Below are 23,505 nucleotides of genomic sequence, written 5' to 3'. Positions count from 1 at the left end.
CCAGCCGCTCCAGGTCACCGACGGCTGGCGGGCGGCGGCCAACAAGCACCAGCAGGTGCTGATGTTCGCGGCGCCGGCCGGCTCCATCGGCCGCCAGCCGCGCGAGGACCTGCTGCGGGACGCGCTGGACAAGGCGGCGGCGAGCGGAAGGCTGGTCGCGGCGGCGCTGCCGCTCGCTGGAACCTGAGGCCCCTCGTCCGGACGAAAGCCCCCGGGACCTGCCCGTCCTGGCCGCATCCCTTCCGGTCCGGGGTCGTTTGGACATACGTGCACGCATACGACGTTTCCCGCCGCCAGTCCTACCCGCCGATTCCCTCGCCGAGCTCCCGACTGCGCTCGTCGAGCCGGGAGCTCTCCCCGTCGCGGCCGGTCCAGGACCCTCACGGCGGCCCCTCGGCCACGCCGATCTACGACGCGCTCTACGCCGAGTACGTCAAGTCCTTCCGGACCCTGCCGGGCGACCGCAGCGGCGAGGAGGACCTGGGCTTCGTCGCGTTCGGGAACCTCCCGCAGGGTACGGGCTCGAACACGTACAGCGCCTACAGCGCGGGCGCGTACAGCACCCGCCACGGAACCGGCCGGCAGCAGGCGCAGTGGCAGCGCGTCGGGACGATCGGGCGGCAGGACACCGGGACCCAGCACGTCCCGGCGGCGCTGCCGCCCGGCCCGCGCCGCGGACTCTGACGCCCCGGCGAGCGGAAGGGCGGCCCCTGTCCCAGGAGGCCGCCCTTCCGCTTCGGCTGCTTCTTCGGCTACTTCTTCTTCGCGCCGCGCTTCTCGCGGACCCGCACCGAGATATGGATCGGCGTCCCCTCGAAGCCGAACTCCTCGCGCAGCCGGCGCTCGATGAAGCGCCGGTAGCCCGCCTCGATGAAGCCGGAGGCGAACAGCACGAACCGCGGCGGCTTGGTGCCGGCCTGGGTGCCGAACAGGATGCGCGGCTGCTTGCCGCCCCGGACCGGGTGCGGGTGGGCGGCGACGAGTTCGCCGAGGAAGGCGTTGAGGCGGCCGGTCGGCACCCGGGTCTCCCAGCCGGCCAGCGCCGTCTCGATCGCCGGGACCAGCTTCTCCATGTGCCGCCCGGTGTACGCCGAGACGTTCACGCGCGGGGCCCAGGAGATCTGCGCGAGGTCGGTCTCGATCTCCCGCTCCAGGTAGTAGCGGCGCTCCTCGTCGAGGGTGTCCCACTTGTTGTAGGCGATGACGAGCGCGCGGCCCGCCTCGACGGCCATGGCGATGATCCGCTGGTCCTGCACCGAGACGGTCTCGGAGGCGTCGATCAGGACGACGGCGACCTCGGCCTTCTCCACGGCGGCCGCGGTGCGCAGCGAGGCGTAGTAGTCGGCGCCCTGCTGGAGGTGGACGCGCTTGCGGATGCCCGCGGTGTCGACGAACTTCCAGGTCTTGCCGCCCAGTTCGATCAGCTCGTCGACCGGGTCGCGGGTGGTGCCCGCCAGCTCGTTGACGACGACGCGCTCCTCGCCGGCCACCTTGTTCAGCAGGGAGGACTTGCCGACGTTCGGCCGGCCGATCAGGGCCACCCGGCGCGGGCCGCCGATGCCGGTCCCGCCGAAGGTCTCGCGCGGTGCCTCGGGCAGCGCCTCCAGGACGCGGTCGAGCATGTCGCCGGTGCCGCGGCCGTGCAGTGCCGAGACCGGGTACGGCTCGCCGAGGCCCAGGGACCACAGGTACGTCGCGTCGGCCTCGCCGCTCGGGCCGTCGACCTTGTTGGCGCACAGCACCACCGGCTTGCCCGCCTTGCGCAGCAGCCGGACGACCGCCTCGTCGGTGTCGGTGGCGCCGACCTTGGCGTCGACGACGAACACGACGGCGTCGGCGGCCTCGATGGCGTACTCGGCCTGGGCGGCGACGGAGGCGTCGATGCCGAGGACGTCCTGCTCCCAGCCGCCGGTGTCGACGACCTTGAAGCGGCGGCCCGCCCACTCGGCCTCGTAGGTCACGCGGTCGCGGGTCACGCCCGGCTTGTCCTCGACGACCGCCTCGCGGCGGCCGATGATGCGGTTCACCAGGGTCGACTTGCCGACATTGGGACGGCCGACGACGGCGAGCACGGGCAGCGGGCCGTGTCCGGCCGCCTCGATGGCGCCCTCGACGTCCTCGAGGTCGAAGCCCTCTTCCGCGGCGAGCTCCATGAACTCCGCGTACTCGGCGTCGCCGAGCGCCCCGTGCTCGTACTCGTGCTCGGCCGAGCCGTCGGGCTGGATGTGGTCGTTCATGAAGTGCGTACCTCGTCGTTCATCGTGGTGGTCGGTGGAGCCCCGCCGGTTCGCGGCGGTCCACTACTCGAGTGTCGCCGGGCGTCCGGTCAGACGCCTGGCGTTTTCCAGGTGGGCGGTGAGCTGCTTCTGGATGCGCTCGGTCGCCTCGTCCAGGGCCTTGCGCGTACGCCGCCCGCTGCCGTCGCCCGCCTCGAACGGGTCGCCGAAGACGACGTCGACGCGGGAGCGCAGCGGAGGCAGCCCCTTTATCAACCGTCCGCGCCGCTCGGAACTTCCCAGCACCGCCACCGGCACGATCGGCGCCCCGCCGCGGACCGCGAAGTAGGCGAGCCCGGCGCGCAGGGAGGCGAAGTCGCCCTCGCCGCGGGTGCCCTCGGGGAAGATGCCGAGGACGCCGCCGCTGTCCAGGACGCCGAGGGCACGGGTGATCGCCGTACGGTCGGTGGTGTGCCGGTCCACCTTCAGCTGGCCGATGCCGGTCAGGAAGGGGTCCAGCGGGCCGGCGAACGCCTCCTTCTTGATCAGGAAGTGCACCGGCCGGGGCGCCACGCCCATGACCATCGGGCCGTCGATGTTGTGCGAGTGGTTGACGGCGAGGATCGCAGGGCCGGCCGCGGGCACCCTCCAGGCGCCGAGCACGCGCGGGCGCCACAGGCCGTACATCAGCCCGACGCCGATGCGCCGGCCGATGTCGGCACCGCGCTCGGACGGAGGACCCGCCGTACGCTCCGACGGACGGCTCACTTCGCGGCCCGCTTCTCCTCGACGAGGGTGACGACGCACTCGATGACCTGCGCCAGCGTCAGGTCGGTGGTGTCCACCTCGACCGCGTCGCCGGCCTTGGCCAGCGGTGAGGTCTTGCGGCTGGAGTCGGCGGCGTCCCGCTTGATCAGGGCCTCGCGGGTGGCGTGCACGTCCGCACCCTTCAGCTCACCGCTGCGGCGGGCGGCACGGGCCTCCGGGGAGGCGGTGAGGAAGATCTTCAGGTCGGCGTCCGGCAGCACGGTGGTGCCGATGTCACGGCCCTCGACGACGATGCCGTCCTCGGCGGAGGTGGCCAGCGAGCGCTGCAGCTCGGTGATCCGGGTCCGCACCTCGGGTACGGCGCTGACGGCGCTGACCTTGGCGGTGACCTCCTGGGTGCGGATCGGGCCGGCCACGTCCACGCCGTCGACGGTGATCGTCGGGTGGGCCGGGTCGGTGCCGGAGACGATCTCGGGCTTGCCGGCCACGGCGGCGATCGCGGAGGGGTCTTCCATGTCGATCCCGTTGGTCACCATCCACCAGGTGATCGCCCGGTACTGGGCGCCGGTGTCCAGGTAGCTCAGGCCGAGCTGCGCGGCGACGGCTTTCGACGTGCTCGACTTGCCCGTGCCGGAGGGGCCGTCGATGGCGACAATCACGGGCTGGGCGGTCCGGGCGGCGCCGTTTTCCACAGCGGGGCACCTTCCTGGTGAAGGGTGGTGGGCGGGGTGCGGGACGCCGGGTCACGGGCGCCCCGCACAAGGTTACTGGCTTCCCGGGGCCCCTCTTACTGGCGGATGGCCCAGCCCCGTTCCCGCAGGGCCGCCGTCAGGAAGGGCGCCGCCTTCGGCTCGACCATCAGCTGCACCAGGCCGGCCTGCTGTCCGGTCGCGTGCTCGATCCGTACGTCCTCGATGTTGACCCCGGCCGTCCCCGCGTCCGCGAAGATGCGGGCCAGCTGGCCGGGCTGGTCGTCGATGAGGACGGCGACGACCTCGTACACGTGCGGCGCGGATCCGTGCTTGCCGGGCACCCGGTCCTGGCCGGCGTTGCCCCGCCGCAGCACGTCCTCGATGCCGACGCTGCCCTCGCGGCGCTTGGCCTCGTCGGAGGACTGCAGGGCGCGCAGGGCCCGGACGGCCTCGTCCAGGTCGGCGGCGACGTCGGAGAGCAGGTCGGCGACCGGTCCGGGGTTGGCGGACAGGATGTCGATCCACATGCGCGGGTCGGAGGCGGCGATCCGGGTCACGTCCCGGATGCCCTGCCCGCACAGCCGTACGGCCGCTTCCTCGGCGTTCTCCAGACGCGCGGCGACCATGCTGGAGACCAGGTGGGGCATGTGGGAGACAAGGGCCACGGCGCGGTCGTGTGCGTCGGCGTCCATCACGATCGGAACCGCACGGCAGTGCGAGACCAGTTCCAGGGCGAGGTTGAGCACCTCGGTGTCGGTGTCCCGGGTGGGGGTGAGCACCCAGGGTCGTCCCTCGAAGAGGTCGGCGGAGGCGGCCAGCGGGCCGGACTTCTCGCGGCCCGACATGGGGTGGGTGCCGATGTAGGCGGTCAGGTCCAGGCCGAGCGCCTCCAGCTCGCGGCGCGGGCCGCCCTTGACGCTGGCCACGTCCAGGTAGCCGTGGGCCAGGCCCCGGCGCATGGCGTCGGCGAGCACCCCGGCCACATGGGCCGGAGGCGCGGCGACGACCACGAGGTCGACGGGCCCGTCCGGGGCCTCGTCCGTGCCGGCGCCGAGCGCGGCGGCCGTGAGGGCCTGCTCCGGGTCGTGGTCGGCGAGGTGCACGACCACCCCGCGCCGGGCGAGGGCCAGGGCGGCGGAGGTGCCGATGAGTCCGGTGCCGATGACGAGGGCGGTTCTCATTGGGCGATGTCCTTGCGCAGGGCGGCCGCCGCACCGAGGTAGACATGGGCGATCTCGGCGCGCGGCCGGTCGGACTCGATGTGCGCGAGGACGCGGACGACCCGGGGCATGGCGCCCTCGATGTCCAGTTCCTGGGCGCAGATCAGCGGCACGTCGGTGATGCCGAGCTTGCGGGCCGCGGCGGCCGGGAAGTCGCTGTGCAGGTCGGGGGTGGCCGTGAACCAGATGCTGATCAGGTCGTCGGTGGTCAGGCCGTTCCGCTCCAGGACGGCGGTGAGCAGGGCTCCGACCTGCTCGTCCATGTGACCGGCCTCGTCCCGCTCCAGTTGGACGGCCCCCCGGACCGCTCGTACCGCCACGGCGCTGCTCCTTGCTGAGGTGGGTTTCGGGTCTCGGACATCCAGCCTAGTCAGACCGCGTGGGAGGGGTGGGCGGCGCTCGCCCGCTGAGACGGCAAGGAAAATGGTGTTTTATTGCGTTCCGTTCCGATTTGCTTCGTCTTGGCCGCGTTCGATGCGAAGATGCTGAAGCTCCGCCCGGAGCTCTTCCCCCTCCCCTGCCCCTCGGAGTAACGACATGACCCAGGGCTCGACGCGGCGCACGGTTCTCGCCACGGGTGCGGCGGCGCTCGTGGCGGCGGGCTGCGGCAACACCAGCAGCAGCGGCAACTCCGAGACGTCACCCTCCCCGGAGACGTCCCACCCCTCGCAGACCCCACCCGCCGCGATGGCGGCCTCCCCCTCCACGGGCACGGCCGCCGCCGGGCGGGTGCTGGCGAGCACGGGGGACATCCCGGAAGGCGGTGGCATGGTCTTCACGCGGGCGAAGGTCGTGGTCACCCAGCCGAAGAAGGGCGAGTTCAAGGCCTTTTCAGCGGTCTGCACGCACCAGAACTGCACAGTGAGCCGGGTCGCCGACGGCACCATCCACTGCCCCTGCCACGGCAGCCGCTTCCGCATCGCCGACGGCTCCGTGGCCCACGGCCCGGCGACCCGGCCGCTGCCCGCCGAGCCGATCAAGGTGGAGGGAAATTCCATCAGTCTGACGTGAAAATCCGCGTACGCTCCCGGGCATGCAGCCCGAGGACCTGGTACGCGACCACACCGTCTACGCCTGTGTCATGGGGTCGCGGGCCTTCGGGCTGGCGACCGACGACAGCGACACGGACCGCCGCGGCGTCTTCCTCGCCCCCACCTCCCTGTTCTGGCGCTTCGAGAAGCCGCCCACGCATGTGGACGGTCCGCTGCCCGAACAGTTCAGCTGGGAGCTGGAACGCTTCTGCGCACTGGCGTTGCGCGCCAATCCCAACATCCTGGAGTGCCTGCACTCACCGCTGGTGGAGTACGCCGACGACACGGGCCGCGAGCTACTCGCCCTGCGCGGGGCGTTCCTGTCCCGGCGGGCGTACGAGACCTTCACCGGCTACGCCCTCGGCCAGCGCCGGAAGCTCGACGCGGACCTGCGCACGCACGGCGCCCCGCGCTGGAAGCACGCCATGCACCTGCTACGGCTGCTGGCAAGCGCACGTGACCTGCTGCGCACCGGCCGGCTGACCCTCGACGTGGGCGACGAACGCGACCGGCTGCTGGCGGTCAGGCGCGGCGAGGTCCCGTGGCCGGCGGTCGAGTCCTGGATGACCCGCCTGGCGGCGCGGGCCGAGGAGGCCTCCCGCCGCTCACCCCTCCCCGAGGAGCCCGACCGCCGGCGCGTGGAGGACTTCCTGCACCGTGTCCGCCACGCGTCGGCCCGCCGGGCGACATCCCTCTAGAGGTCGACCTCCTGCATCAGCCTGCCGACCTCCGTGTTGGACAGGCGGCGCAGCCAGCCCGACTTCTGGTCGCCGAGGGTGACGGGGCCGAAGCCGGTGCGGACCAGCTTGTCGACCGGGAAGCCCGCCTCCGCGAGCATGCGGCGGACGATGTGCTTGCGGCCCTCGTGGAGGGTGACCTCGACCAGGTAGTTCTTGCCGGTCTGCTCGACGACCCGGAAGTGGTCCGCGCGCGCGTAGCCGTCCTCCAGCTGGATGCCGTCCTTGAGCCTCTTGCCCAGGTCGCGCGGGATGGGGCCGACGATGTGCGCGAGGTAGGTCTTGCGCACGCCGTACCTGGGGTGGGACAGGCGGTGGGCCAGCTCGCCGTGGTTGGTGAGCAGGATGACGCCCTCGGTCTCGGTGTCCAGACGGCCGACGTGGAACAGGCGCGTCTCGCGGTTGGTGACGTAGTCACCGAGGCACTGGCGGCCCTCCGGGTCCTCCATGGTGGAGACGACACCGGCGGGCTTGTTCAGCGAGAAGAACTGGTACGACTGCGTGGCCACCGTCAGGCCGTCGACCTTGACCTCGTCCTTCTCCGGGTCGACCCGGCGGCCCTGCTCCAGGACGATCTCGCCGTTGACCTCGACCCGTGCCTGCTCGATCAGCTCCTCGCAGGCCCGCCGAGAGCCGTATCCCGCGCGCGCGAGGACCTTCTGCAGCCGCTCGCCCTCCTGCTCGGCACCGGGGAAGGTCCTGGGCGGCTTGACGTCCTTCTTTCCGGCGTACCGCTCGCGGTTGCGCTCCTCGACCCGTGCCTCGTACTCGCGGGAGCGCGCGGGTGCCGTACGGCCGCCGCGCTGCTGAGGCTGCTGTGCCTTCTTCGGACCGCCCTTGGCGCCGCCGCGGGCCGCGCCGCCGCGCCCCGCCTTCGGGCCGTCCTTGGTGGCGCCGGGGCCCACGTCGTAGCGGCGCTCCTCGGGGCGGGGATTGCGGGGACGTCCCTGCCCCTGCCGCTCGTCCCGGTTGTTGCCGGCGCCGCGGTGGTTGCCGCGTCCGCTGTTCCTGCCGCTGCTTCGCATCAGTGTTCCGTCTTAGTCGTCTGCGTCCTGACCGCCGGGCGCGTCGGGCGCGTCCGGGTCGAACGACGGTACGCCTTCCCGGGTCTCGGCCTCGATCGCCTCCGCCTCCGGGAGGAAGGGCGCGAGCTCCGGGAGCTCGTCCAGACCGCGCAGGCCCATCCGCTCCAGGAAGTAGTTCGTCGTCCTGTACAGGATCGCACCTGTTTCGGGTTCCGCGCCCGCCTCCTCGACCAGACCGCGCTGGAGCAGGGTCCGCATCACGCCGTCGCAGTTGACTCCGCGTACGGCCGAGACACGGCTGCGGCTGACCGGCTGGCGGTAGGCGACCACGGCGAGGGTCTCCAGGGCGGCCTGGGTGAGGCGGGCCTGCCGGCCGTCGAGCACGAAGCCCTCGACGGCGGCGGCGTACTCGGGGCGGGTGGAGAAGCGCCAGCCGCCGGCGACGGGCCTGAGCTCGAAGCCGCGGCCCTGCGCGGTGTACTCGTCGGCCAGTTCGCGCAGCGCGTCCGCGATCTGCCGCCGGGGCCGCTGCAGCACCTTCGCCAGGTGCTCCTCGGTGGCGGGCTCGTCCACGACCATGAGGACGGCCTCCAGGGCGGGCCTGAGCTCGAGGTCGGCGACGGTACGCGGGCCCGCGGGCGGCTCGATGATCTCCTCGCTCATGCCTTCTCCTCCTTGGACTCCCCCGGTTCCTCGGGCTCCTCGGGCTCCCCGGGCGGTCGGTCGAACTCGTCGGTCACTCTGGGCGTCTCGTCCCCGTCCCCTCCGGTCCACCGCACGACGAGCTCGCCGAGGGCCGCCTCCTGTTCCAGGGCGACGGCCTTCTCCCGGTACAGCTCGAGCAGCGCGAGGAAGCGGGCCACGACGGTGAGCGTGTCGTCGGTGTCCTCCACGAGCGTGCGGAAGCCGGCCTCGCCCAGCTCGCGCAGCCGCGCGACGACGATCCCGGCCTGCTCCTGCACGCTGACCAGCGGGGCGTGGATGTGGTCGACGTACACCTGCGGCTCGGGCCTGGGCTGCATCGCCTTGACCGCGAGCCTGGCGAAGCCCTCGGCGCCGATGCTGATGACGACGTCGGGCAACAGCTCGGCGTGGTGCGGCTCCAGCCCGACGGTACGGGGGTGGCGCCGGCCCTCCGCCTCCAGGCGCCGGCCGAAGATGTCGGCGATCTGCTTGTACGCCCGGTACTGCAGCAGCCGGGCGAACAGCAGGTCCCGCGCCTCCAGCAGGGCCAGGTCGGCCTCGTCCTCCACCTCGGCGGCGGGCAGCAGCCTGGCCGCCTTGAGATCGAGCAGCGTGGCGGCCACCACGAGGAACTCGGTCGTCCGGTCTAGGTCCCAGTCCGGTCCCATGGCCCGGATGTGCGCCATGAACTCGTCGGTGACCTTGGACAGGGCGACCTCGGTGACGTCCAGCTTGTGCTTGGCGATCAGCTGGAGGAGGAGGTCGAAGGGGCCCTCGAAGTTGGCGAGACGGACCTTGAAGACACCGTCGGAGGGCTCGGGCGCACCCGCGGGATCCGCGGGGGGCGGTGGAGGCGGTGGGCCCTCGGCGGGCTCCGGCTCCGGCGCGAGGATCCCGGGCTCCGGCGCACCGGCCTCCGGCCTCGGCTCGGCGGCCTCAGGCTCGACGGCCTCCGGCCCGGGAAGTCGCGGCTCGGGTGCCGGCACGGGAGTCGCGACCGGTTCCTCGGGCCGTGCCACGGGCGCGGCACCGGGTCCCCTCCCCAGCGCACGCCGACGTCCGGCGTTCGCGCCGGGAAGGGGGGCGTCGTTCGAGGTCATGGCCCCCGCAGGCTACCGCTACCGCCCGCGCAGCCGTCGTACGAGGATGCTGGCGTCCCCGCGGGACTCCAGGTCGGCCAGGACCACGGCGACCGCCTCGCGGACGATGCGGCCGCGGTCCACGGCCAGGCCGTGCTCGCCGCGCAGCACCAGGCGGGCGTGCTCCAGGTCCATGAGTTCCTCGGCGGACACGTACACGGTGATCTTCTCGTCGTGCCGCTCCCGCCCGCTGGGCCGGCGCGGGGTGCCGCGGCCCCGCTTGCGCGGCGGCACGGCGGCGGAGCCCTCCTGCGCCGCCGCACGCCGCACGGGCCGCTCCGACGCGGTGGACCGGCTGCGGGACTCGCCCGCGTCCACCGGCTCCGCCTCCGCCGCCACGTGCTCCGCGCCCGCGCCGTCGCCGCCCTGCGCGGGCACCGACTGCGGCGCGTCCTCCGCCGTGGCGGCCGCCGCGTCGCTCTCCCCCGCGGGAGCGGGCACCCGGGCCTCGCCGCTGCCGGCCTGGCGCCGGGGAGTCGACGGCTGGAGCGCCATCCCCCCTGTCGTACGGAACAGTTCGTCGGCCCCCGGCAGACTCACTCGGCGTGACACCGGGCGAGCACCTCCCTGGCGAGCTGGCGGTAGGCGGCGGCACCGACGGAGTTGGAGGCGTACGTGGTGATCGGCTCACCCGCGACCGTGGTCTCCGGGAAACGGACCGTGCGCCCGATGACCGTGTGGTACACGTGGTCGTCGAACGCCTCGACGACACGCGCGAGCACCTCACGGCTGTGCACGGTGCGCGAATCGTACATCGTGGCGAGGATCCCGTCGAGCTGCAGCTCCGGGTTGAGGCGCTCCTGGACCTTCTCGATGGTCTCGGTCAGCAGCGCGACGCCGCGCAGCGCGAAGAACTCGCACTCCAGCGGCACGATCACCTTGTGCGCGGCCGTGAGGGCGTTGACGGTGAGCAGGCCGAGCGAGGGCTGGCAGTCGATGACGATGTAGTCGTAGTCGTCCATCAGCGGCTTCAGCGCCCGCTGCAGCGTCGACTCGCGCGCGACCTCGGAGACCAGCTGGACCTCGGCGGCCGACAGGTCGATGTTGCTGGGCAGCAGGTCCATGTTGGGGACCGCCGTCTTCAGCAGGACCTCGTCCGCGGACATGCCCCGCTCCATGAGCAGGTTGTAGACGGTGAGGTCGAGCTCCATGGGGTTGACGCCGAGACCCACCGACAGCGCGCCCTGCGGGTCGAAGTCCACGAGCAGCACCCGGCGGCCGTACTCCGCGAGCGCGGCACCCAGGTTGATGGTCGACGTGGTCTTGCCGACGCCGCCCTTCTGGTTGCACATCGCGATGATCTTCGCGGGTCCGTGGTCGGCCAGCGGACCCGGGATCGGGAAGTACGGCAGCGGACGTCCGGTCGGGCCGATGCGCTCACGGCGCTGGCGAGCGGCGTCGGGCGCGAGCGTGGCCGCGTACTCGGGGTCGGGCTCGTACTCGGCGTCGGGGTCGTAGAAGTGCCCGTCGGGCAGTTCGTCGTAGTCGGCGAAGTGGTTGTGGGGCGCGCCACTTCCGTCGCCGGCCATGGCGTTCACGTGATGGCCATCCATGCTCTGGTGTGCTGACGGGGTCACCCCTGACGTCCGGTGACCCTGGTGGGCTGCGAAGGTGCGCACAGCGACGGAGCCGACAGCCTCGAGCCCCGTGGGACCCTGGCCCAGCGCAGGCGTTCCTGGTTGACCACCCCCGGGAGAAAATGTCGACTCATTCACAAGTCGTCTTACCTCCTTGGTGACCAGGAAACTTCTAGACAGGTCAGCGTGGCACCATGCCGACGGTTGGCGACTCTATGGCGTGTCGGGCGTCCGCAGCAACACAATCCGCCGGACCCGGCCCGATGTGTCGGCATTGAAACATCCGCCTGTCAAGGGCGTACGGCCGTCGTACGGCAGGTTTCACCGGTGCGTGAATCGGTCGAATGGTTGCGTTCGAGGCGAGTTGACCGAGTACGGCAGGGTGACCATACACACATCCGGCCGGACCTTGTCGGTCAAGGTCCGGCCGGGGCGGCGCCGTTGACGGCGCGTGTTGACGTATCGCCTTTCACGCCTTGGCGACTTGGCGACCCGCTCAGGCCAGCAGGGACTCCGGGGTCACGTACTCCAGCCCGTGGGCCTCCGCGACCTCGCGGTAAGTCACCTTGCCGCCGTGGGTGTTCAGGCCCTTGGCCAGCGCCGGGTCGCGGCGCAGCGCCTCCACCCAGCCGCGGTTGGCGACTTCGACGATGTACGGCAGCGTGGCGTTGGTCAGCGCGTAGGTGGAGGTGTTGGGCACCGCACCCGGCATGTTGGCGACGCAGTAGAACACCGACTCGTGGACCTTGAAGGTCGGCTCGGCGTGCGTGGTCGGGTGGGAGTCCTCGAAGCAGCCGCCCTGGTCGATCGCGATGTCGACAAGGACACTCCCGGCCTTCATCCGGGACACCAGCTCGTTGCTGACCAGCTTCGGGGCCTTGGCGCCCGGGACGAGCACGGCACCGACGACGAGGTCGGCCTCGAGGCAGGCCTTCTCCAGCTCGAAGGCGTTGGAGACGACGGTCTTGATCTTCGTACCGAAGATCTTGTCGGCCTCCTTGAGCTTGCTGATGTCCTTGTCGAGCAGGGTCACGTGGAAGCCCAGGCCTATGGCGATCTGCGCGGCGTTCCAGCCGGAGACGCCGCCGCCGATGACGACCGCCTCGCCGGCCGGCACGCCCGGGACACCGCCCGGCAGCACACCGCGGCCGCCGGAGGCGCGCATCAGGTGGTAGGCGCCGACCTGCGGGGCCAGCCGGCCGGCCACCTCGGACATCGGGGCGAGCAGCGGCAGCGCGCGGCTGGGCAGCTCGACGGTCTCGTAGGCGATCGCCGTGGTGCCGGCCTCCAGCAGGGCGTCCGTGCACTCCTTGGAGGCGGCCAGGTGCAGGTAGGTGAAGAGGATCTGGTCCTTGCGGAGGCGGTGGTACTCCTCGGCGACGGGCTCCTTGACCTTCAGCACCATGTCGGCGGCGGCCCAGACCTCGTCCGCGGTGTCGAGGATCCGCGCGCCGGCGGCCACGTACTCCTCGTCCGGGATCGAGGAGCCGGCGCCGGCGTTCCGCTCGACGACGACCTGGTGGCCGTTGCGCACCAGCTCGTTCACGCCGGCGGGGGTGATGGCCACCCGGAACTCGTTGTTCTTGACTTCGCGGGGGATGCCGACCTTCACGTCGATCACGGTCCTTGACTCAGAGAATGTGGGGCATTGCAACACGTACCCTGGCATGCGGGGGCGTACCAGAAGACACCGCAGGAGAACGAGCGGCAGAACCAGTTTAATGAAGGCATTCCTGCTGTCTAGCCTTCCATTGCCTCAATCTTCAGCGGCCGCACTGCGGTTTTCGCAGGCGTTGGCCTCTTGTTCCGGCCATGTGCCCGCCGCGCCGCCGTCCTTGCCCGCGTGGATTTCGTCGCCGAGCATGCGCTCGGCCACCCCGCGGTGCAGGGCCGCCGCGGTCGGATCCCCCAGCCGCTCCAGGGTGTCGGCGAGCCGCAGCTGCAGCGCCGCCTGCAACCGTACGTCCTCCGCGCGGCGCGCCCACTCGACGGCCTCCTGGCAGGTGCGCAGGCACTCCGCGGGCCGCCCGGCGTACTCCTGGACGCGTGCCAGTTCGCTCAACGCCCGCGCGTGGGCGGCGACATCGCCGGCCTTGCGGTGCGCGGCGACGGAGGCCCGCCAGTTGCGCAGCGCCTCGCCGTAGCGGCCGGCGTAGGTGTGCGCGGTGGCGATGCGGCCGTAGAGGCGGGCGGCGTCCTCGCGCTCCCCGCGCGCGAGGCGCTGGGCCAGGGCACGGCCGAACCAGTCGGCGGCCCGGTCGTAGTCCCCGAGCTCCTGGTGGGCGCCGCCTACGGATTCCATCGCGCGGCCGGCCGCGTACGGGTCGTCCGCCTCGCGTCCGGCGTCCAGCGCGGCCCGGTAGCGGGCCAGCGCCTCGGTGGTACGGCCGGTACGGGCGTCCAGGTCGGCGAGGTTCAGCAGGGCGGCGGCCCTCTCCCGGGGCAGCCGCTGCCGCTCGGCCACGTCGAGGACGAGACGGTGGACGCCGTAGAGGTCACCGGCGGCGGCCCGGGTCCCGAAGTGGGCGACCATGGCCCGCACCAGCTGGGACATCAGCCGGCGGGCCAGGGTGTCCAGCTCACCGTCGGCGACCGCGAGCCGGGCGGCGGCGAGCAGGGCGGGCCGGCGGGCGCGCAGCCAGTCCTCGGCGGCCCGCGGGGTCGGGAAGCGCAGCGTGGAAGGCAGGCTCTTGAGCTTCTCGCGGGTCTCGGGGCTGTCGGTCTCGGTGATCGCCCGGCAGGACTGCAGCAGCCGTACGGTCCGCTCCAGCATCCGGGCGCGGGCCAGCTGCAGCTCGGCGGGGCGGTCCTGGCGCTCGGCGAGGGCCCGCAGCAGCGGGTGCAGACAGCCGGGGACCTCGTAGCACGGCAGGGGCGAGGGCAGGGCCCGCAGCAGGCCGAGGGCGGCGAAGTCGTCGAGGAAGGCGCGGGCGGCCTCGACCGAGCAGCCGGCGAGCGCGGAGGCGGTGTGCGGGTCGACGTCTCCGGCCGGGGCGAGGGCGAGCAGCCGCAGCACCCGGGCGGCCGTGCCCGGCAGGGTGGCGTGCACGAACCGCAGCACGCGGGCGAGCGCGGGGCCCGCGCCGGTGTCGGCGTGCAGTTGCCTGGCGAGGTCGGCGACGGCGGCCTTGGGGTGGGCGGCGAGCCAGCCGCCGGCCAGGGTGAGCGCGGCGGGCCGGCCCTCGCAGACCTCGACCAGGCTTTCGGCGGCGCGCGGGTCGACGGTGATGCGGACCGGGTCGATGTGCTGGGCCAGCAGCTCCACGGCGGACTTGGTGTCCAGGCCGCCGAGCGTGCAGGGGCGGACGTCCGCGATCCCGGTGAGCGGGCCCCGGGAGACGGCGACGAGCAGGCAGTCGGCGTTGTCCGGCAGCAGCGCGTCGACCTGCTCGGCCCCGGCCGCGTCGTCGAGCAGCAGCAGTGCCCGGCGCTCGGCGAGCGCGTCCCGCAGGGCCTCGGCCAGCTCGTCCTCGGCGGCGCCGGGCGGGGTGGGCAGGCCGAGGGCGGTGAGCAGCTCGCGGGCGGCGCGCTCGACCGGCACGGGGGTGCCGTCGGGTTCGGCGAGCCGGGCGCGCAGCACGCCGTCGGGGTAGCCGTCCGCGACCTGCCGTACGAGCTCCTCGGCGAGCGCCGTACGGCCGGAGCCGGGCCCGCCCGCGATCAGCAGGACGCGCGCGCGTGGGGCCTTGCGGCCGGAGAGGGTGTCGAGCCCGGCCCGCTCGATGTCGGCGCGCAGCTCCTTCAGCTCCCGCGCACGGCCCAGGAAAACACTCTCGGCGGCCGCGGGGAACCGGTCCCTCCCGGACAGGTCCACCCCACCTGCGTCCACCGCCTGGTCCGTCACGGGCCACACTCCCGTCCCACCGCACGCGCAAGCCCGCCGGGACTCCGGTCCGGGCGCTGTCCAGAGCCTAGTTCACGCTCCGCGACGCACCGGGAGGACCACGGCGCGCACATCGCCCGATCGGATCAGGCGATGGTCACACCAGAGGGGAGTCTCCGGCCCGGCAGGCCTCCGGCTGTGTCCGGGACTCGGGATTCAGGACTCGAAGGGCCGCGCCGGCCACGGGGCCTCCGCCGGGCGCAGCGCGTCGAGGCCGTCCCCCTCGCGCGCGGCGACCAGGGACAGGGCGCCCACGACGAGGCAGTTGTTGTGCAGTTCGCCCGCGAGCACACCGCGTACCAGCTCGCCGACCGGCACGCGCGCGTGCTCCATGTCGGTCTCCTCGTGCTCCGCCGCGAAGCGTTCGCCCTCCACCGCGGACAGGCCCCGGGCGAGGAAGATCCGTACGGCCTCGTCGCAGCCGCCGGGGGTGGTGTACACGTCGGTCAGCACCCGCCAGTCCTCGGCCTTGACGTGCGCCTCCTCGTACAGCTCGCGCTGGGCGGCGCGCAGCGGGTTCTCGCCGGGCACGTCGAGCAGGCCGGCCGGGATCTCCCACAGCCGCTGCCGCACCGGGTGACGGTACTGGCGGATCAGCAGCACCCGGTCCTCGTCGTCGAGGGCGAGGACGGCCACGGACCCGGGGTGGACCTGGTAGTCACGGCGGGCCACGGAGCCGTCGGGCATGACCACGTCGTCGGTGCGGACGGAGGTCTTGCCGCCCACGAAGGGCGTGTCCGTCGCCCGGACCTCCCACTCCTCCGGGGTGTCCTTGATCGTCATGCCCTGTCCTTCCGACCTCGCGACGTGCACAAGGGGAGCGGGGGTGCTCACCTTGGAGGAACGCACCCCCGCAACCGTACAACCGGGTGTGCTACTTGGAGTTCTGCCGCTCGACCGCGGCCTTCACCAGGCCCGCGAACAACGGGTGCGGGCGCGTGGGGCGCGACCGCAGCTCCGGGTGCGCCTGGGTGGCGACCAGGTAGGGGTGGACGTCGCGCGGGTACTCCACGTACTCGACGAGCTTGCCGTCCGGGGAGGTGCCGGAGAAGACGATGCCCGCCTTCTTCTCCAGCTCCGCGCGGTAGGCGTTGTTCACCTCGTAGCGGTGGCGGTGCCGCTCCTCGACGTACTCCTTGCCGTCGTACACCTCGCGCACGATCGAGCCCTCGGCCAGCTTGGCCGGGTACATGCCAAGCCGCATCGTGCCGCCCAGGTCGCCCTCGCCGGCGACGATGTCCATCTGCTCGGCCATGGTGGAGATCACCGGGTGGCCGGTGGCCGGGTCGAACTCGGTGGAGTTGGCGTCCGGGACGCCCGCGAGGTTGCGCGCGGCCTCGATCACGATGCACTGCAGGCCCAGGCACAGCCCCAGCAGCGGGATCCGGTTCTCCCGGGCGTAGCGGATCGCGCCGACCTTGCCCAGCACGCCGCGGTCGCCGAAGCCGCCCGGGATGCAGATGCCGTCGACGTCGGCGAGCTGCGCCTCGGCCCCGGCCGGGGTCTTGCAGTCGTCCGAGGTGACCCACTTGATCTTCACTCGGGCCTTGTTGGCGAAGCCGCCCGCGCGCAGCGCCTCGGTCACCGACAGGTAGGCGTCGGGCAGGTCGATGTACTTGCCGACCAGGGCGAGGGTGATCTCGTGCTCGGGGTTGTGGACGCGGTCCAGCAGGTCGTCCCAGGTCGTCCAGTCCACGTCGCGGAAGGGGAGGTCCAGCTTGCGCACGACGTAGGCGTCCAGGCCCTCGGAGTGCACGACCTTCGGGATGTCGTAGATCGACCGGGCGTCGGGGCAGGCGACCACGGCGGCCTCGTCGACGTCGCACATCAGGGAGATCTTGCGCTTGATCGCGGTGGGCACCTCGCGGTCGCAGCGCAGCACGATCGCGTCCGGCTGGACACCGATGTTGCGCAGGGCGGCCACCGAGTGCTGGGTCGGCTTGGTCTTCAGCTCGCCGGAGGGGCCGATGTAGGGCAGCAGAGAGATGTGCACGACGAAGACGTTGTCCCGGCCGACCTCGTGGCGGACCTGGCGGACGGTCTCCAGGAACGGCAGCGACTCGATGTCGCCGACCGTGCCGCCGACCTCGGTGATCACGACGTCCACCTCGTCGGTGGCCATGCGGCGGATGCGGTGCTTGATCTCGTTGGTGATGTGCGGGATGACCTGCACGGTGTCGCCCAGGTACTCGCCGCGCCGCTCCTTGGCGATCACCGTGGAGTACACCTGGCCGGTGGTGACGTTGGCGGTGCCGTCCAGGTCCCGGTCGAGGAAGCGCTCGTAGTGGCCGATGTCCAGGTCGGTCTCGGCGCCGTCGTTGGTGACGAACACCTCACCGTGCTGGAAGGGGTTCATCGTGCCCGGGTCGACGTTCAGGTACGGGTCGAGCTTCTGCATCACGACGCGCAGGCCACGGGCCTTGAGCAGCATGCCGAGGCTCGAGGCGGTGAGGCCCTTGCCGAGCGAGGAGGCGACACCCCCGGTGACGAAGATGTGCTTGGTCGTCGTGGCTGTGCTGTTTCGAAAAACAGTGGGCGGCATGGCCAAGAGGGGGCTCCCGTGGTCGCGGTTGGTCGTGCGGTACGGCGGTCCGGCCCGGGGAACCCGGGTTCTCCGGCGGAGGTGCCGTCGCTGCGGTTCGGGGGTTTCGAGCCCACCGGTCCACGGGCTACCAGGGTATCAGCGCCGGGCGGACATGGCTCACGGCCACGCTCCGCGCACGTACGGGCACAGGAACGCACCATGTACAGGTCTCTCACCCATGGCTCACCCGTTCGGCACATGCGGGTTCTCAGGAGCGGCACGCAGATCATCTACGTGCGTCGTATCCTGCTCGGACACTCGCTGAAGAGCCCGACCGGCAACGCGGCACCACCCCCGTCCGTGATGACCCGGAAACAACGAGAGCTCGTCAGTCCGTTGAGTGAGGGTTGCCGATCCGCCCCCGCGGCTGACCGGCGCTTTTGCCCCACCGCTCAACGACGCATTACAACCACCCCTTGACCGCACTAGCGACAGCCCCTTCGTGGGGTGTGACGTGGCCGTTCGACTGGAGTTGCACGTGGCCGGGCGCATCGAAGACTACGCACTCATCGGAGACATGCAGACCGCTGCCCTGGTCTGCCGGGACGGGACAGTGGACTGGCTGTGCCTGCCCCGCTTCGACTCGCACGCCATCTTCGCCGGCCTGCTGGGCACCGAGGAACACGGCTTCTGGCGCCTCGGCCCCGCCCACGCGGCCGGTTCCGAACCGCCCGCGGCGGCCCGGCGCAGCTACCGCGGTGACTCGCTGATCCTGGAATCCGAGTGGGACACCCCGCGCGGCACGGTCCGCGTGACCGATTTCATGCCCCCGCGCGACGGCGCCCCCCAGCTGATCCGCGTCGTGGAGGGCGTCTCGGGCCGGGTGCCGATGCGCTCGGCGCTGCGCATGCGCTTCTCCTACGGCCGGATCGTGCCGTGGGTGCACCGGCACGAGGGGCGCACGGTGGCGGTGGCGGGCCCGGACTCCGTGTGGTTCGACACACCGGCGAAGACGTACGGGAAGTCGCTGACCACGTACGCGGACTTCACGGTCGCGGCGGGNCGGGTGAGCGGGTCACGTTCACGATCTCCTGGCAGCCCTCGCACAAGGAGCCGCCGCCGCTGCCGGAGCCGGAGCAGTCGCTGGAGGCGACGGAGGAGTTCTGGCGCGAGTGGGTCGGGCACTGCAGGTACCACGGCCCCTACCGCGAGGCCGTGGTCCGCTCCCTGATCACCCTCAAGGCCCTGACCTACGCCCCCACGGGCGGCATCGTCGCCGCCCCCACCACCTCCCTGCCGGAGGACATCGGCGGCGTGCGCAACTGGGACTACCGCTACACCTGGCTGCGGGACGCGGCGATCACCCTGTCCTCGCTGCTGCGCACCGGCTACCGCGAGGAGGCCCGCGCCTGGCGCGAGTGGCTGCTGCGGGCCGTCGCCGGCGACCCCGACAACCTGCAGATCATGTACGGCATCGCCGGCGAGCGCGAGCTCGGCGAGGCCGAGCTGGACTGGCTGCCCGGCTACGAGAACTCCGCCCCGGTCCGGGTCGGCAACGGCGCCGCGCACCAGCTCCAGCTGGACGTGTACGGCGAGGTCACCGAGGCCCTGCACCTGGCCCACATGACGGGCCTGGCCCGCAACGACTACGCCTCCCTGCTCCAGATCAAGCTCATCGAGTACCTGGAGAAGCACTGGCAGGAGCCGGACGAGGGCATCTGGGAGGTGCGCGGCCCGCGCCGGCACTTCGTGCACTCCAAGGTCATGGCGTGGGTCGCCGTCGACCGCACCATCAAGCTCATCGAGTCCGGGGACGCCGACGGCCCGCTGGAGCGGTGGAAGCTGCTGCGCGACGAGATCCACCGGGACGTGTGCGAGAAGGGCTACGACAAGGAGCGCAACACCTTCACGCAGTCCTACGGCTCCCAGGAGCTGGACGCCTCCCTGCTGCTCATCCCGCAGATGGGCTTCCTGCCGCCGGACGACAAGCGGGTGATCGGCACCATCGAGGCCATCCAGCGCGAGCTGTCCACGTCGGACGGCTTCATCCTGCGCTACCCGACCTCCGGCGACAACGCGGGCGTCGACGGCCTGCCCGGCGACGAGGGCGCCTTCCTCGCCTGCTCGTTCTGGATGGCCGACGACCTGGCGATGATCGGCCGTGTGGACGAGGCGAGGAAGCTCTTCGAAAAGCTCCTCTCCCTCCGCAACGACCTCGGCCTGCTGGCGGAGGAATGGGACCCGCGCCTGCAACGCCAGGTGGGCAACTTCCCCCAGGCCTTCAGCCACGTCCCGCTGATCGACACGGCCCTGCGCCTGACGGCGAGCGGCGCGTACGGAGGCTGAGGCCGCGCAGCTGCGGGCGGCCGCGCCGACGCAGCTGCGCGCGTCCCACGATCACCCCAGCTCAGGGCACCCGCACAACTCAGGGTGCCCGGGGCTGCCACAGCACCGTGGACACAGGTAGCGTCCGTTTCCATGGACCGCAGACTCGACACCGAGGGCGCCGGGATCACCGTCCAGCGCGCCCTCGAACTACCCGGCCTCCGCAGCGGCCTGCCCGAAATCCTGGCCGGCGCCGACCGGCTCGACCGCACCGTCCGCTGGGTGCACGCCGGCGAGGTCCCCAACATCGCCTCCCTCCTCAAGGGCGGCGAACTCCTCCTGACCACCGGCTACGGCCTCGGCACCCGCCCCGCCGACCAGCGCGCCTTCGTCCGCACCCTCGCCGACCGCGGCATCGCGGCCCTCGTCGTGGAGCTGGGCCCCCGCTTCGCGCGTCTGCCCGCCGCCCTCGTCGAGACCGCCCGCACCGCCGGTCTCCCGCTCGTCCAGCTGCACCGCGAGGTGCCGTTCGTGACGGTCACCGAGGAGATCCACACGGAGATCGTCAACGGCCACTACGCGCTGCTCCAGCGGGCCGAGGAGGTGCACCGCCGCTGCACCCAGGCACTGCTCGGCGGCGGCGGAGTGCCCCAGGTACTGGCCATCCTGGCCGGTTTCTGCGGCAACCCCGTCTTCCTGGAGACCCCGGACGGGCAGCTGCTGTACGCGGCCGGCTCCGGCCCCGAGGGCGCCGATCCGCTGCAGGTCTGGGAAGGGCTGCGCGGCCAGCACAAGGACGCCTCGCCACCGGCCGGTTCGGTCCTCGTGGACGTACCCGGCGGCGGCCCCGGCACCGGCTCGGTGCGCGCCCGGCTGGTGATGCTGCCGGTGCGCGCGCCGCTGGCCCCGGTGCACCGGATGGCGGCCGAGCGGGCGGCGGGCGTCCTGGCCGTGGTGCTGATGCACGCCCGTCAGGAGGAGGAGCTGGCGGCGCGCGGCCGCGGCGACTTCCTCACCGACCTCGCCGAGGGCCGTATCACCGCCGAGGACGCCCCCGCTCAGGCCCGCGTGCTCGGTTTCAAGCCGGGCGACAGCCCGCTGCTGCCCGTCGTCATGCGCCTGGGCGACACGCTCGCGCCCGCCGGGGGTGCTCCCGGCGCGAGCCCGGTGGCCAGTGGCGGAGGCTGGGCGGTGCTGGCCCGCGCGGTCGCCGAGGAGGTGGCCTCGGTGGGCGTGCCGGTACTGCTGGGCGTACGGCCCGTGGAGGGGCGCGTGCCGCTGCTGGTCGGCCTGCGCTCGGAGGCGGAGCGGCCGGCGGTCGCGGACCGGGTCGCGGCGGCGCTGCGGGCGGGTGCGGAGCGTGCGGGGATGCACCGGCCGGGCGGACAGCCGCCGGTGGTGGTGGTCGGGGTGGCGGGCGGCTGGGCGGCGGCCTCGGCGGGCCTGAGGCACGCGGCCGAGACGGCGACGGCGGCGCAGGGGCTGCCGGACCGGCCCTGGTACGACGCCCGCCGCCTGGACATCGACCTGCTGCTGTGGCGGCTGCGCGACCACCCGGACCTGGCGGCCTTCGTGGACCGCGCGATCGGCCCGCTGGTGGAGCACGACCGCCGGTCGAAGCCGCCGCTGCTGCCCACCCTGCAGACGTATCTGGCGAACGCGGGCCGCAAGGCGGAGACGGCGCGCGAGCTGCATCTGAACCGGCAGACGCTCTACAACCGCCTCGCCCGGATCGGGGAGTTGCTGGGCACCGACCTCGACGACCCGCAGACGGTGCTGGCGCTGAGCCTGGCGCTGCGGGCCCGTCGGCACGTTCCCTGACCGGCCGTCAGGCCAGCGGCCTGGGCCGGGTCAGCTCGTCGTAGACGCTGAGCACCTGGGCGACCGTCTCGTCCTCGGTGGGCCAGGTGCCGGCCTGCTGTGCGCCCATCTCCCGCAGTGCTTCCCGGCGTTCGGGATCGCCGAGCAGCCGTACGACGGCGTCGGCGAGTGCCTCCGCGTCCTGGTCCGGGACCAGTTCGGCCGCGTCGCCCACGAGTTCGGGGACGCTGCCCGTGCGCACGGCGACGAGCGGCACGCGCGCGTGCAGTGCCTCCTGGGCGAGGACCGGGCGGGCCTCCCAGCTCCTGGGCAGCAGCGCCACGTCGGCCGCCGCCAGCAGTTCACCGACGTCCTCGCGCCGCCCGAGGAGCCGGACGGGCAGCCCCTCCTCCTCGATCCGCCGCTGCAGCGGGGCACGCAGCGGCCCCTCGCCCGCGACGAGGAGCAGCGGCGCGGGGTCCAGCAGGCGCCAGGCGCGGGCGGCGTCCAGCAGCAGCTCGTGGCCGCGGTCCGGGTCCAGGGAGGCGACCGCGAGGAGCAACGGCCTTTCGATGACGCCGAGTTCGGCCCGCACCTTGGAGTGCGGCCGGTCCGGGTGCTCGTACCCGGCGGCCGGCGGGGGCACCGCTACGGCGGCGAGCCTCGCGTCCCGGGCGCCCCGGCGGCGGGCCCGGTCGACGAGTCCGGAGGTGGTGCCGAGCACGACGGTGGCGGCCTTCACCACCCGGCGCTCCAGCAGCCGCAGCAGATGCGCACGGGCCCCTTCGGCGTGCGCGTGGTTGTGCCAGGTGACCACCAGGGGCGTGTCCCGGCCGCCGAGCGCGAGCGCCGCGCGGAAAGAGGCGTGCAGCCCGTGCGCGTGCACCAGGTCGGCGTCCGCGCAGACCGTGCGCAGCGCGGCCACGGACACCGGGTCGCTGCTGCGGGGCACGTGCACGTGCTGGGCGCCGACGTCGGTGAAGCCGTAGGCGCGGTCGGCCTCGGCGGGGGCGCACACCGTGACCCGTACGCCCCTCGCGACCAGCCCGGCGGCCAGCGACCGTACGTGCGCACTGCTGCCGGTGCTGCCTCCGCCCAGCACCTGCACGGTGCGCAGCGGAGACTGACCGTGCGATACGTGGCTGCTCACGGGGCTCACGTGGCCGGGGCTCCTGGTTCGGCGTTCGGGCGGTCTCGGGGAAACGTACAGAAGGTATCGAGCCGAGGGGCCGAACCGCGCGCCCTTGCCCGGCGTACTGCCCCGGCCCCAAGGATGTCAGTACGTACGGGTCACTCGGACGAGTGACGTTGAGGGCTTGGCGTTTCCTTCTGTCCGCTCACCTTTTCGCCGTATACGGCGGCGGCCGCCACCGCGACGGCATGCGCGATCAGTCCAGCGCGCCCGTTGCACGCGACGGCGGCCACGCCGAGGGCCGCGCCCAGGGCGTGCGCCCCCGTGTCGCCGAGCATCACGCGCTCCCCCAGATCCTCGGGCAGGACGGCCGCGGCGGCCCCGGTGGTGGCGGCGGCCAGTTCCGCGCCCGGTCCGCCGCGCAGCAGCCCGGGCGCCGCGAGGGCGAGCACCGCGCCGGCGGCCCTGCCGGGCCGTACGTCCAGGAGGTTGACGGCGTGCGCGGCCCCGGCGATCACGACCCCGGCGAGGACCTTGTCCAGCGGCCGTTCCTTCAGCAGCGCCCCGGCGACGAGCCCGGCGGCCGAGATCCCGAACAGCTTGACCGCCCCGCTGGTGACCTCACCGCCCCGCAGCGCGGTCAGCTGCGCCCGGAACCCACGGCGCGGGTCACCGGCCCCGACGACGTCGTCATAGGCCCCGCAGACCCCGGCGGCCAGCACCGCCGCCCCGGCCGCGGGCCGCACCCGTCC

21 protein-coding genes and 2 pseudogenes are annotated in these 23,505 nt (G+C 72.8%); 7 read left to right on the top strand and 16 right to left on the bottom strand.

Annotation, left to right across the window (positions count from 1 at the left end; all coding sequences use genetic code 11):
• Both RH94_RS44000 and RH94_RS20395 read left to right on the top strand, forming a co-directional pair.
• Positions 1-187: pseudogene (locus RH94_RS44000) on the top strand (hypothetical protein); the annotation flags it as partial.
• An 80-nt stretch (positions 188-267) separates the two neighbouring features.
• Complete coding sequence (locus RH94_RS20395) at positions 268-684, top strand: hypothetical protein (protein WP_073948957.1); 417 nt, start codon at positions 268-270, stop codon at positions 682-684.
• Between the two features lie 68 nt (positions 685-752).
• On the opposite strand, the gene der is transcribed toward RH94_RS20395, so the two are convergent.
• The 5 genes from der to aroH form a co-directional block, all read right to left on the bottom strand.
• Positions 753-2,237, bottom strand: a complete 1,485-nt coding sequence (gene der, locus RH94_RS20390) for a ribosome biogenesis GTPase Der (RefSeq protein WP_073948956.1) — start codon at positions 2,235-2,237, stop codon at positions 753-755.
• Positions 2,238-2,300: 63 nt separating this feature from the next.
• Positions 2,301-3,023: a lysophospholipid acyltransferase family protein gene (locus RH94_RS20385; RefSeq protein ID WP_199881008.1), complete on the bottom strand. Its 723-nt coding sequence runs from the start codon at positions 3,021-3,023 to the stop codon at positions 2,301-2,303.
• A complete protein-coding gene (cmk, locus tag RH94_RS20380; RefSeq protein ID WP_073948955.1) occupies positions 2,981-3,676 on the bottom strand; it encodes a (d)CMP kinase in 696 nt (231 codons plus the stop codon). The genes RH94_RS20385 and cmk overlap by 43 nt, the downstream gene beginning before the upstream one ends.
• Before the next feature lie 95 nt (positions 3,677-3,771).
• Positions 3,772-4,857, bottom strand: coding sequence for a prephenate dehydrogenase (locus RH94_RS20375; protein WP_073948954.1), 1,086 nt, complete (start codon positions 4,855-4,857; stop codon positions 3,772-3,774).
• On the bottom strand, positions 4,854-5,216 hold the full coding sequence (gene aroH / locus RH94_RS20370; RefSeq protein WP_073948953.1) for a chorismate mutase: 363 nt from the start codon (positions 5,214-5,216) through the stop codon (positions 4,854-4,856). The genes RH94_RS20375 and aroH overlap by 4 nt, the downstream gene beginning before the upstream one ends.
• A 217-nt stretch (positions 5,217-5,433) precedes the next feature.
• Here aroH and RH94_RS20365 point away from each other — a divergent pair, with 217 nt between their 5' ends.
• Both RH94_RS20365 and RH94_RS20360 read left to right on the top strand, forming a co-directional pair.
• A complete protein-coding gene (locus RH94_RS20365; RefSeq protein WP_073948952.1) occupies positions 5,434-5,907 on the top strand; it encodes a Rieske (2Fe-2S) protein in 474 nt (157 codons plus the stop codon).
• A 22-nt stretch (positions 5,908-5,929) separates the two neighbouring features.
• Positions 5,930-6,625, top strand: a complete 696-nt coding sequence (locus RH94_RS20360) for a nucleotidyltransferase domain-containing protein (RefSeq protein WP_073948951.1) — start codon at positions 5,930-5,932, stop codon at positions 6,623-6,625.
• On the opposite strand, the gene RH94_RS20355 is transcribed toward RH94_RS20360, so the two are convergent.
• The 9 genes from RH94_RS20355 to RH94_RS20315 form a co-directional block, all read right to left on the bottom strand.
• Positions 6,622-7,689 carry a pseudouridine synthase gene (locus RH94_RS20355; protein ID WP_073948950.1) on the bottom strand — a complete coding sequence of 356 codons (1,068 nt, stop codon included), beginning with the start codon at positions 7,687-7,689 and terminating at the stop codon, positions 6,622-6,624. The genes RH94_RS20360 and RH94_RS20355 overlap by 4 nt on opposite strands.
• Before the next feature lie 12 nt (positions 7,690-7,701).
• Positions 7,702-8,352 (bottom strand): SMC-Scp complex subunit ScpB, encoded by a 651-nt coding sequence (gene scpB, locus RH94_RS20350; protein ID WP_073948949.1) that lies wholly within the window; start codon positions 8,350-8,352, stop codon positions 7,702-7,704.
• A complete protein-coding gene (locus tag RH94_RS20345; RefSeq protein ID WP_073948948.1) occupies positions 8,349-9,473 on the bottom strand; it encodes a segregation and condensation protein A in 1,125 nt (374 codons plus the stop codon). The genes scpB and RH94_RS20345 overlap by 4 nt, the downstream gene beginning before the upstream one ends.
• A gap of 18 nt (positions 9,474-9,491) precedes the next feature.
• On the bottom strand, positions 9,492-10,064 hold the full coding sequence (locus tag RH94_RS20340) for a hypothetical protein (protein WP_073948947.1): 573 nt from the start codon (positions 10,062-10,064) through the stop codon (positions 9,492-9,494).
• Positions 10,049-11,041, bottom strand: a complete 993-nt coding sequence (locus RH94_RS20335; RefSeq protein ID WP_234425913.1) for a ParA family protein — start codon at positions 11,039-11,041, stop codon at positions 10,049-10,051. The genes RH94_RS20340 and RH94_RS20335 overlap by 16 nt, the downstream gene beginning before the upstream one ends.
• A gap of 544 nt (positions 11,042-11,585) precedes the next feature.
• On the bottom strand, positions 11,586-12,710 hold the full coding sequence (gene ald, locus RH94_RS20330) for an alanine dehydrogenase (RefSeq protein ID WP_073948945.1): 1,125 nt from the start codon (positions 12,708-12,710) through the stop codon (positions 11,586-11,588).
• A gap of 135 nt (positions 12,711-12,845) precedes the next feature.
• Positions 12,846-14,933, bottom strand: coding sequence for a tetratricopeptide repeat protein (locus RH94_RS20325; RefSeq protein WP_073948944.1), 2,088 nt, complete (start codon positions 14,931-14,933; stop codon positions 12,846-12,848).
• Between the two features lie 195 nt (positions 14,934-15,128).
• Complete coding sequence (locus RH94_RS20320) at positions 15,129-15,755, bottom strand: NUDIX domain-containing protein (protein WP_073948943.1); 627 nt, start codon at positions 15,753-15,755, stop codon at positions 15,129-15,131.
• A gap of 91 nt (positions 15,756-15,846) precedes the next feature.
• Complete coding sequence (locus tag RH94_RS20315; RefSeq protein WP_073948942.1) at positions 15,847-17,514, bottom strand: CTP synthase; 1,668 nt, start codon at positions 17,512-17,514, stop codon at positions 15,847-15,849.
• 520 nt (positions 17,515-18,034) lie between these two features.
• Here RH94_RS20315 and RH94_RS43995 point away from each other — a divergent pair.
• From RH94_RS43995 to RH94_RS20305, 3 genes and pseudogenes are all read left to right on the top strand, one after another.
• Positions 18,035-18,558, top strand: a pseudogene (locus RH94_RS43995) (trehalase-like domain-containing protein); the annotation flags it as partial.
• Between the two features lies 1 nt (position 18,559).
• Positions 18,560-19,842: glycoside hydrolase family 15 protein (locus RH94_RS20310; RefSeq protein WP_234425904.1), on the top strand; the 1,283-nt coding region annotated here is incomplete at its 5' end.
• 132 nt (positions 19,843-19,974) lie between these two features.
• Positions 19,975-21,642 (top strand): PucR family transcriptional regulator, encoded by a 1,668-nt coding sequence (locus tag RH94_RS20305; RefSeq protein ID WP_073948941.1) that lies wholly within the window; start codon positions 19,975-19,977, stop codon positions 21,640-21,642.
• A 7-nt stretch (positions 21,643-21,649) separates the two neighbouring features.
• On the opposite strand, the gene RH94_RS20300 is transcribed toward RH94_RS20305, so the two are convergent.
• Complete coding sequence (locus tag RH94_RS20300) at positions 21,650-22,780, bottom strand: glycosyltransferase family 4 protein (RefSeq protein ID WP_073948940.1); 1,131 nt, start codon at positions 22,778-22,780, stop codon at positions 21,650-21,652.
• Positions 22,781-22,911: 131 nt separating this feature from the next.
• The coding region (locus tag RH94_RS20295) for a hypothetical protein (protein ID WP_234425903.1) at positions 22,912-23,505 on the bottom strand (594 nt) is incomplete at its 5' end.

It is taken from the genome of Streptomyces kebangsaanensis, from assembly GCF_001906585.1.
Taxonomy (GTDB): domain Bacteria; phylum Actinomycetota; class Actinomycetes; order Streptomycetales; family Streptomycetaceae; genus Streptomyces; species Streptomyces kebangsaanensis.
The sequence above is the reverse complement of the archived record's forward strand: the minus strand, read 5'-3'. Positions and strand labels throughout refer to the sequence as shown.

Excerpts from the sequence above, each read along its gene's own strand:
- der (WP_073948956.1), bottom strand. The coding sequence starts at position 2,237 with ATGAACGACCACATCCAGCCCGACGGCTCGGCCGAGCACGAGTACGAG.
- RH94_RS20375 (WP_073948954.1), bottom strand. The coding sequence starts at position 4,857 with ATGAGAACCGCCCTCGTCATCGGCACCGGACTCATCGGCACCTCCGCC.
- RH94_RS20365 (WP_073948952.1), top strand. The coding sequence starts at position 5,434 with ATGACCCAGGGCTCGACGCGGCGCACGGTTCTCGCCACGGGTGCGGCG.
- RH94_RS20360 (WP_073948951.1), top strand. The coding sequence starts at position 5,930 with ATGCAGCCCGAGGACCTGGTACGCGACCACACCGTCTACGCCTGTGTC.
- RH94_RS20355 (WP_073948950.1), bottom strand. The coding sequence starts at position 7,689 with ATGCGAAGCAGCGGCAGGAACAGCGGACGCGGCAACCACCGCGGCGCC.
- scpB (WP_073948949.1), bottom strand. The coding sequence starts at position 8,352 with ATGAGCGAGGAGATCATCGAGCCGCCCGCGGGCCCGCGTACCGTCGCC.
- RH94_RS20345 (WP_073948948.1), bottom strand. The coding sequence starts at position 9,473 with ATGACCTCGAACGACGCCCCCCTTCCCGGCGCGAACGCCGGACGTCGG.
- RH94_RS20335 (WP_234425913.1), bottom strand. The coding sequence starts at position 11,041 with ATGGCCGGCGACGGAAGTGGCGCGCCCCACAACCACTTCGCCGACTAC.
- RH94_RS20320 (WP_073948943.1), bottom strand. The coding sequence starts at position 15,755 with ATGACGATCAAGGACACCCCGGAGGAGTGGGAGGTCCGGGCGACGGAC.
- RH94_RS20315 (WP_073948942.1), bottom strand. The coding sequence starts at position 17,514 with ATGCCGCCCACTGTTTTTCGAAACAGCACAGCCACGACGACCAAGCAC.
- RH94_RS20305 (WP_073948941.1), top strand. The coding sequence starts at position 19,975 with ATGGACCGCAGACTCGACACCGAGGGCGCCGGGATCACCGTCCAGCGC.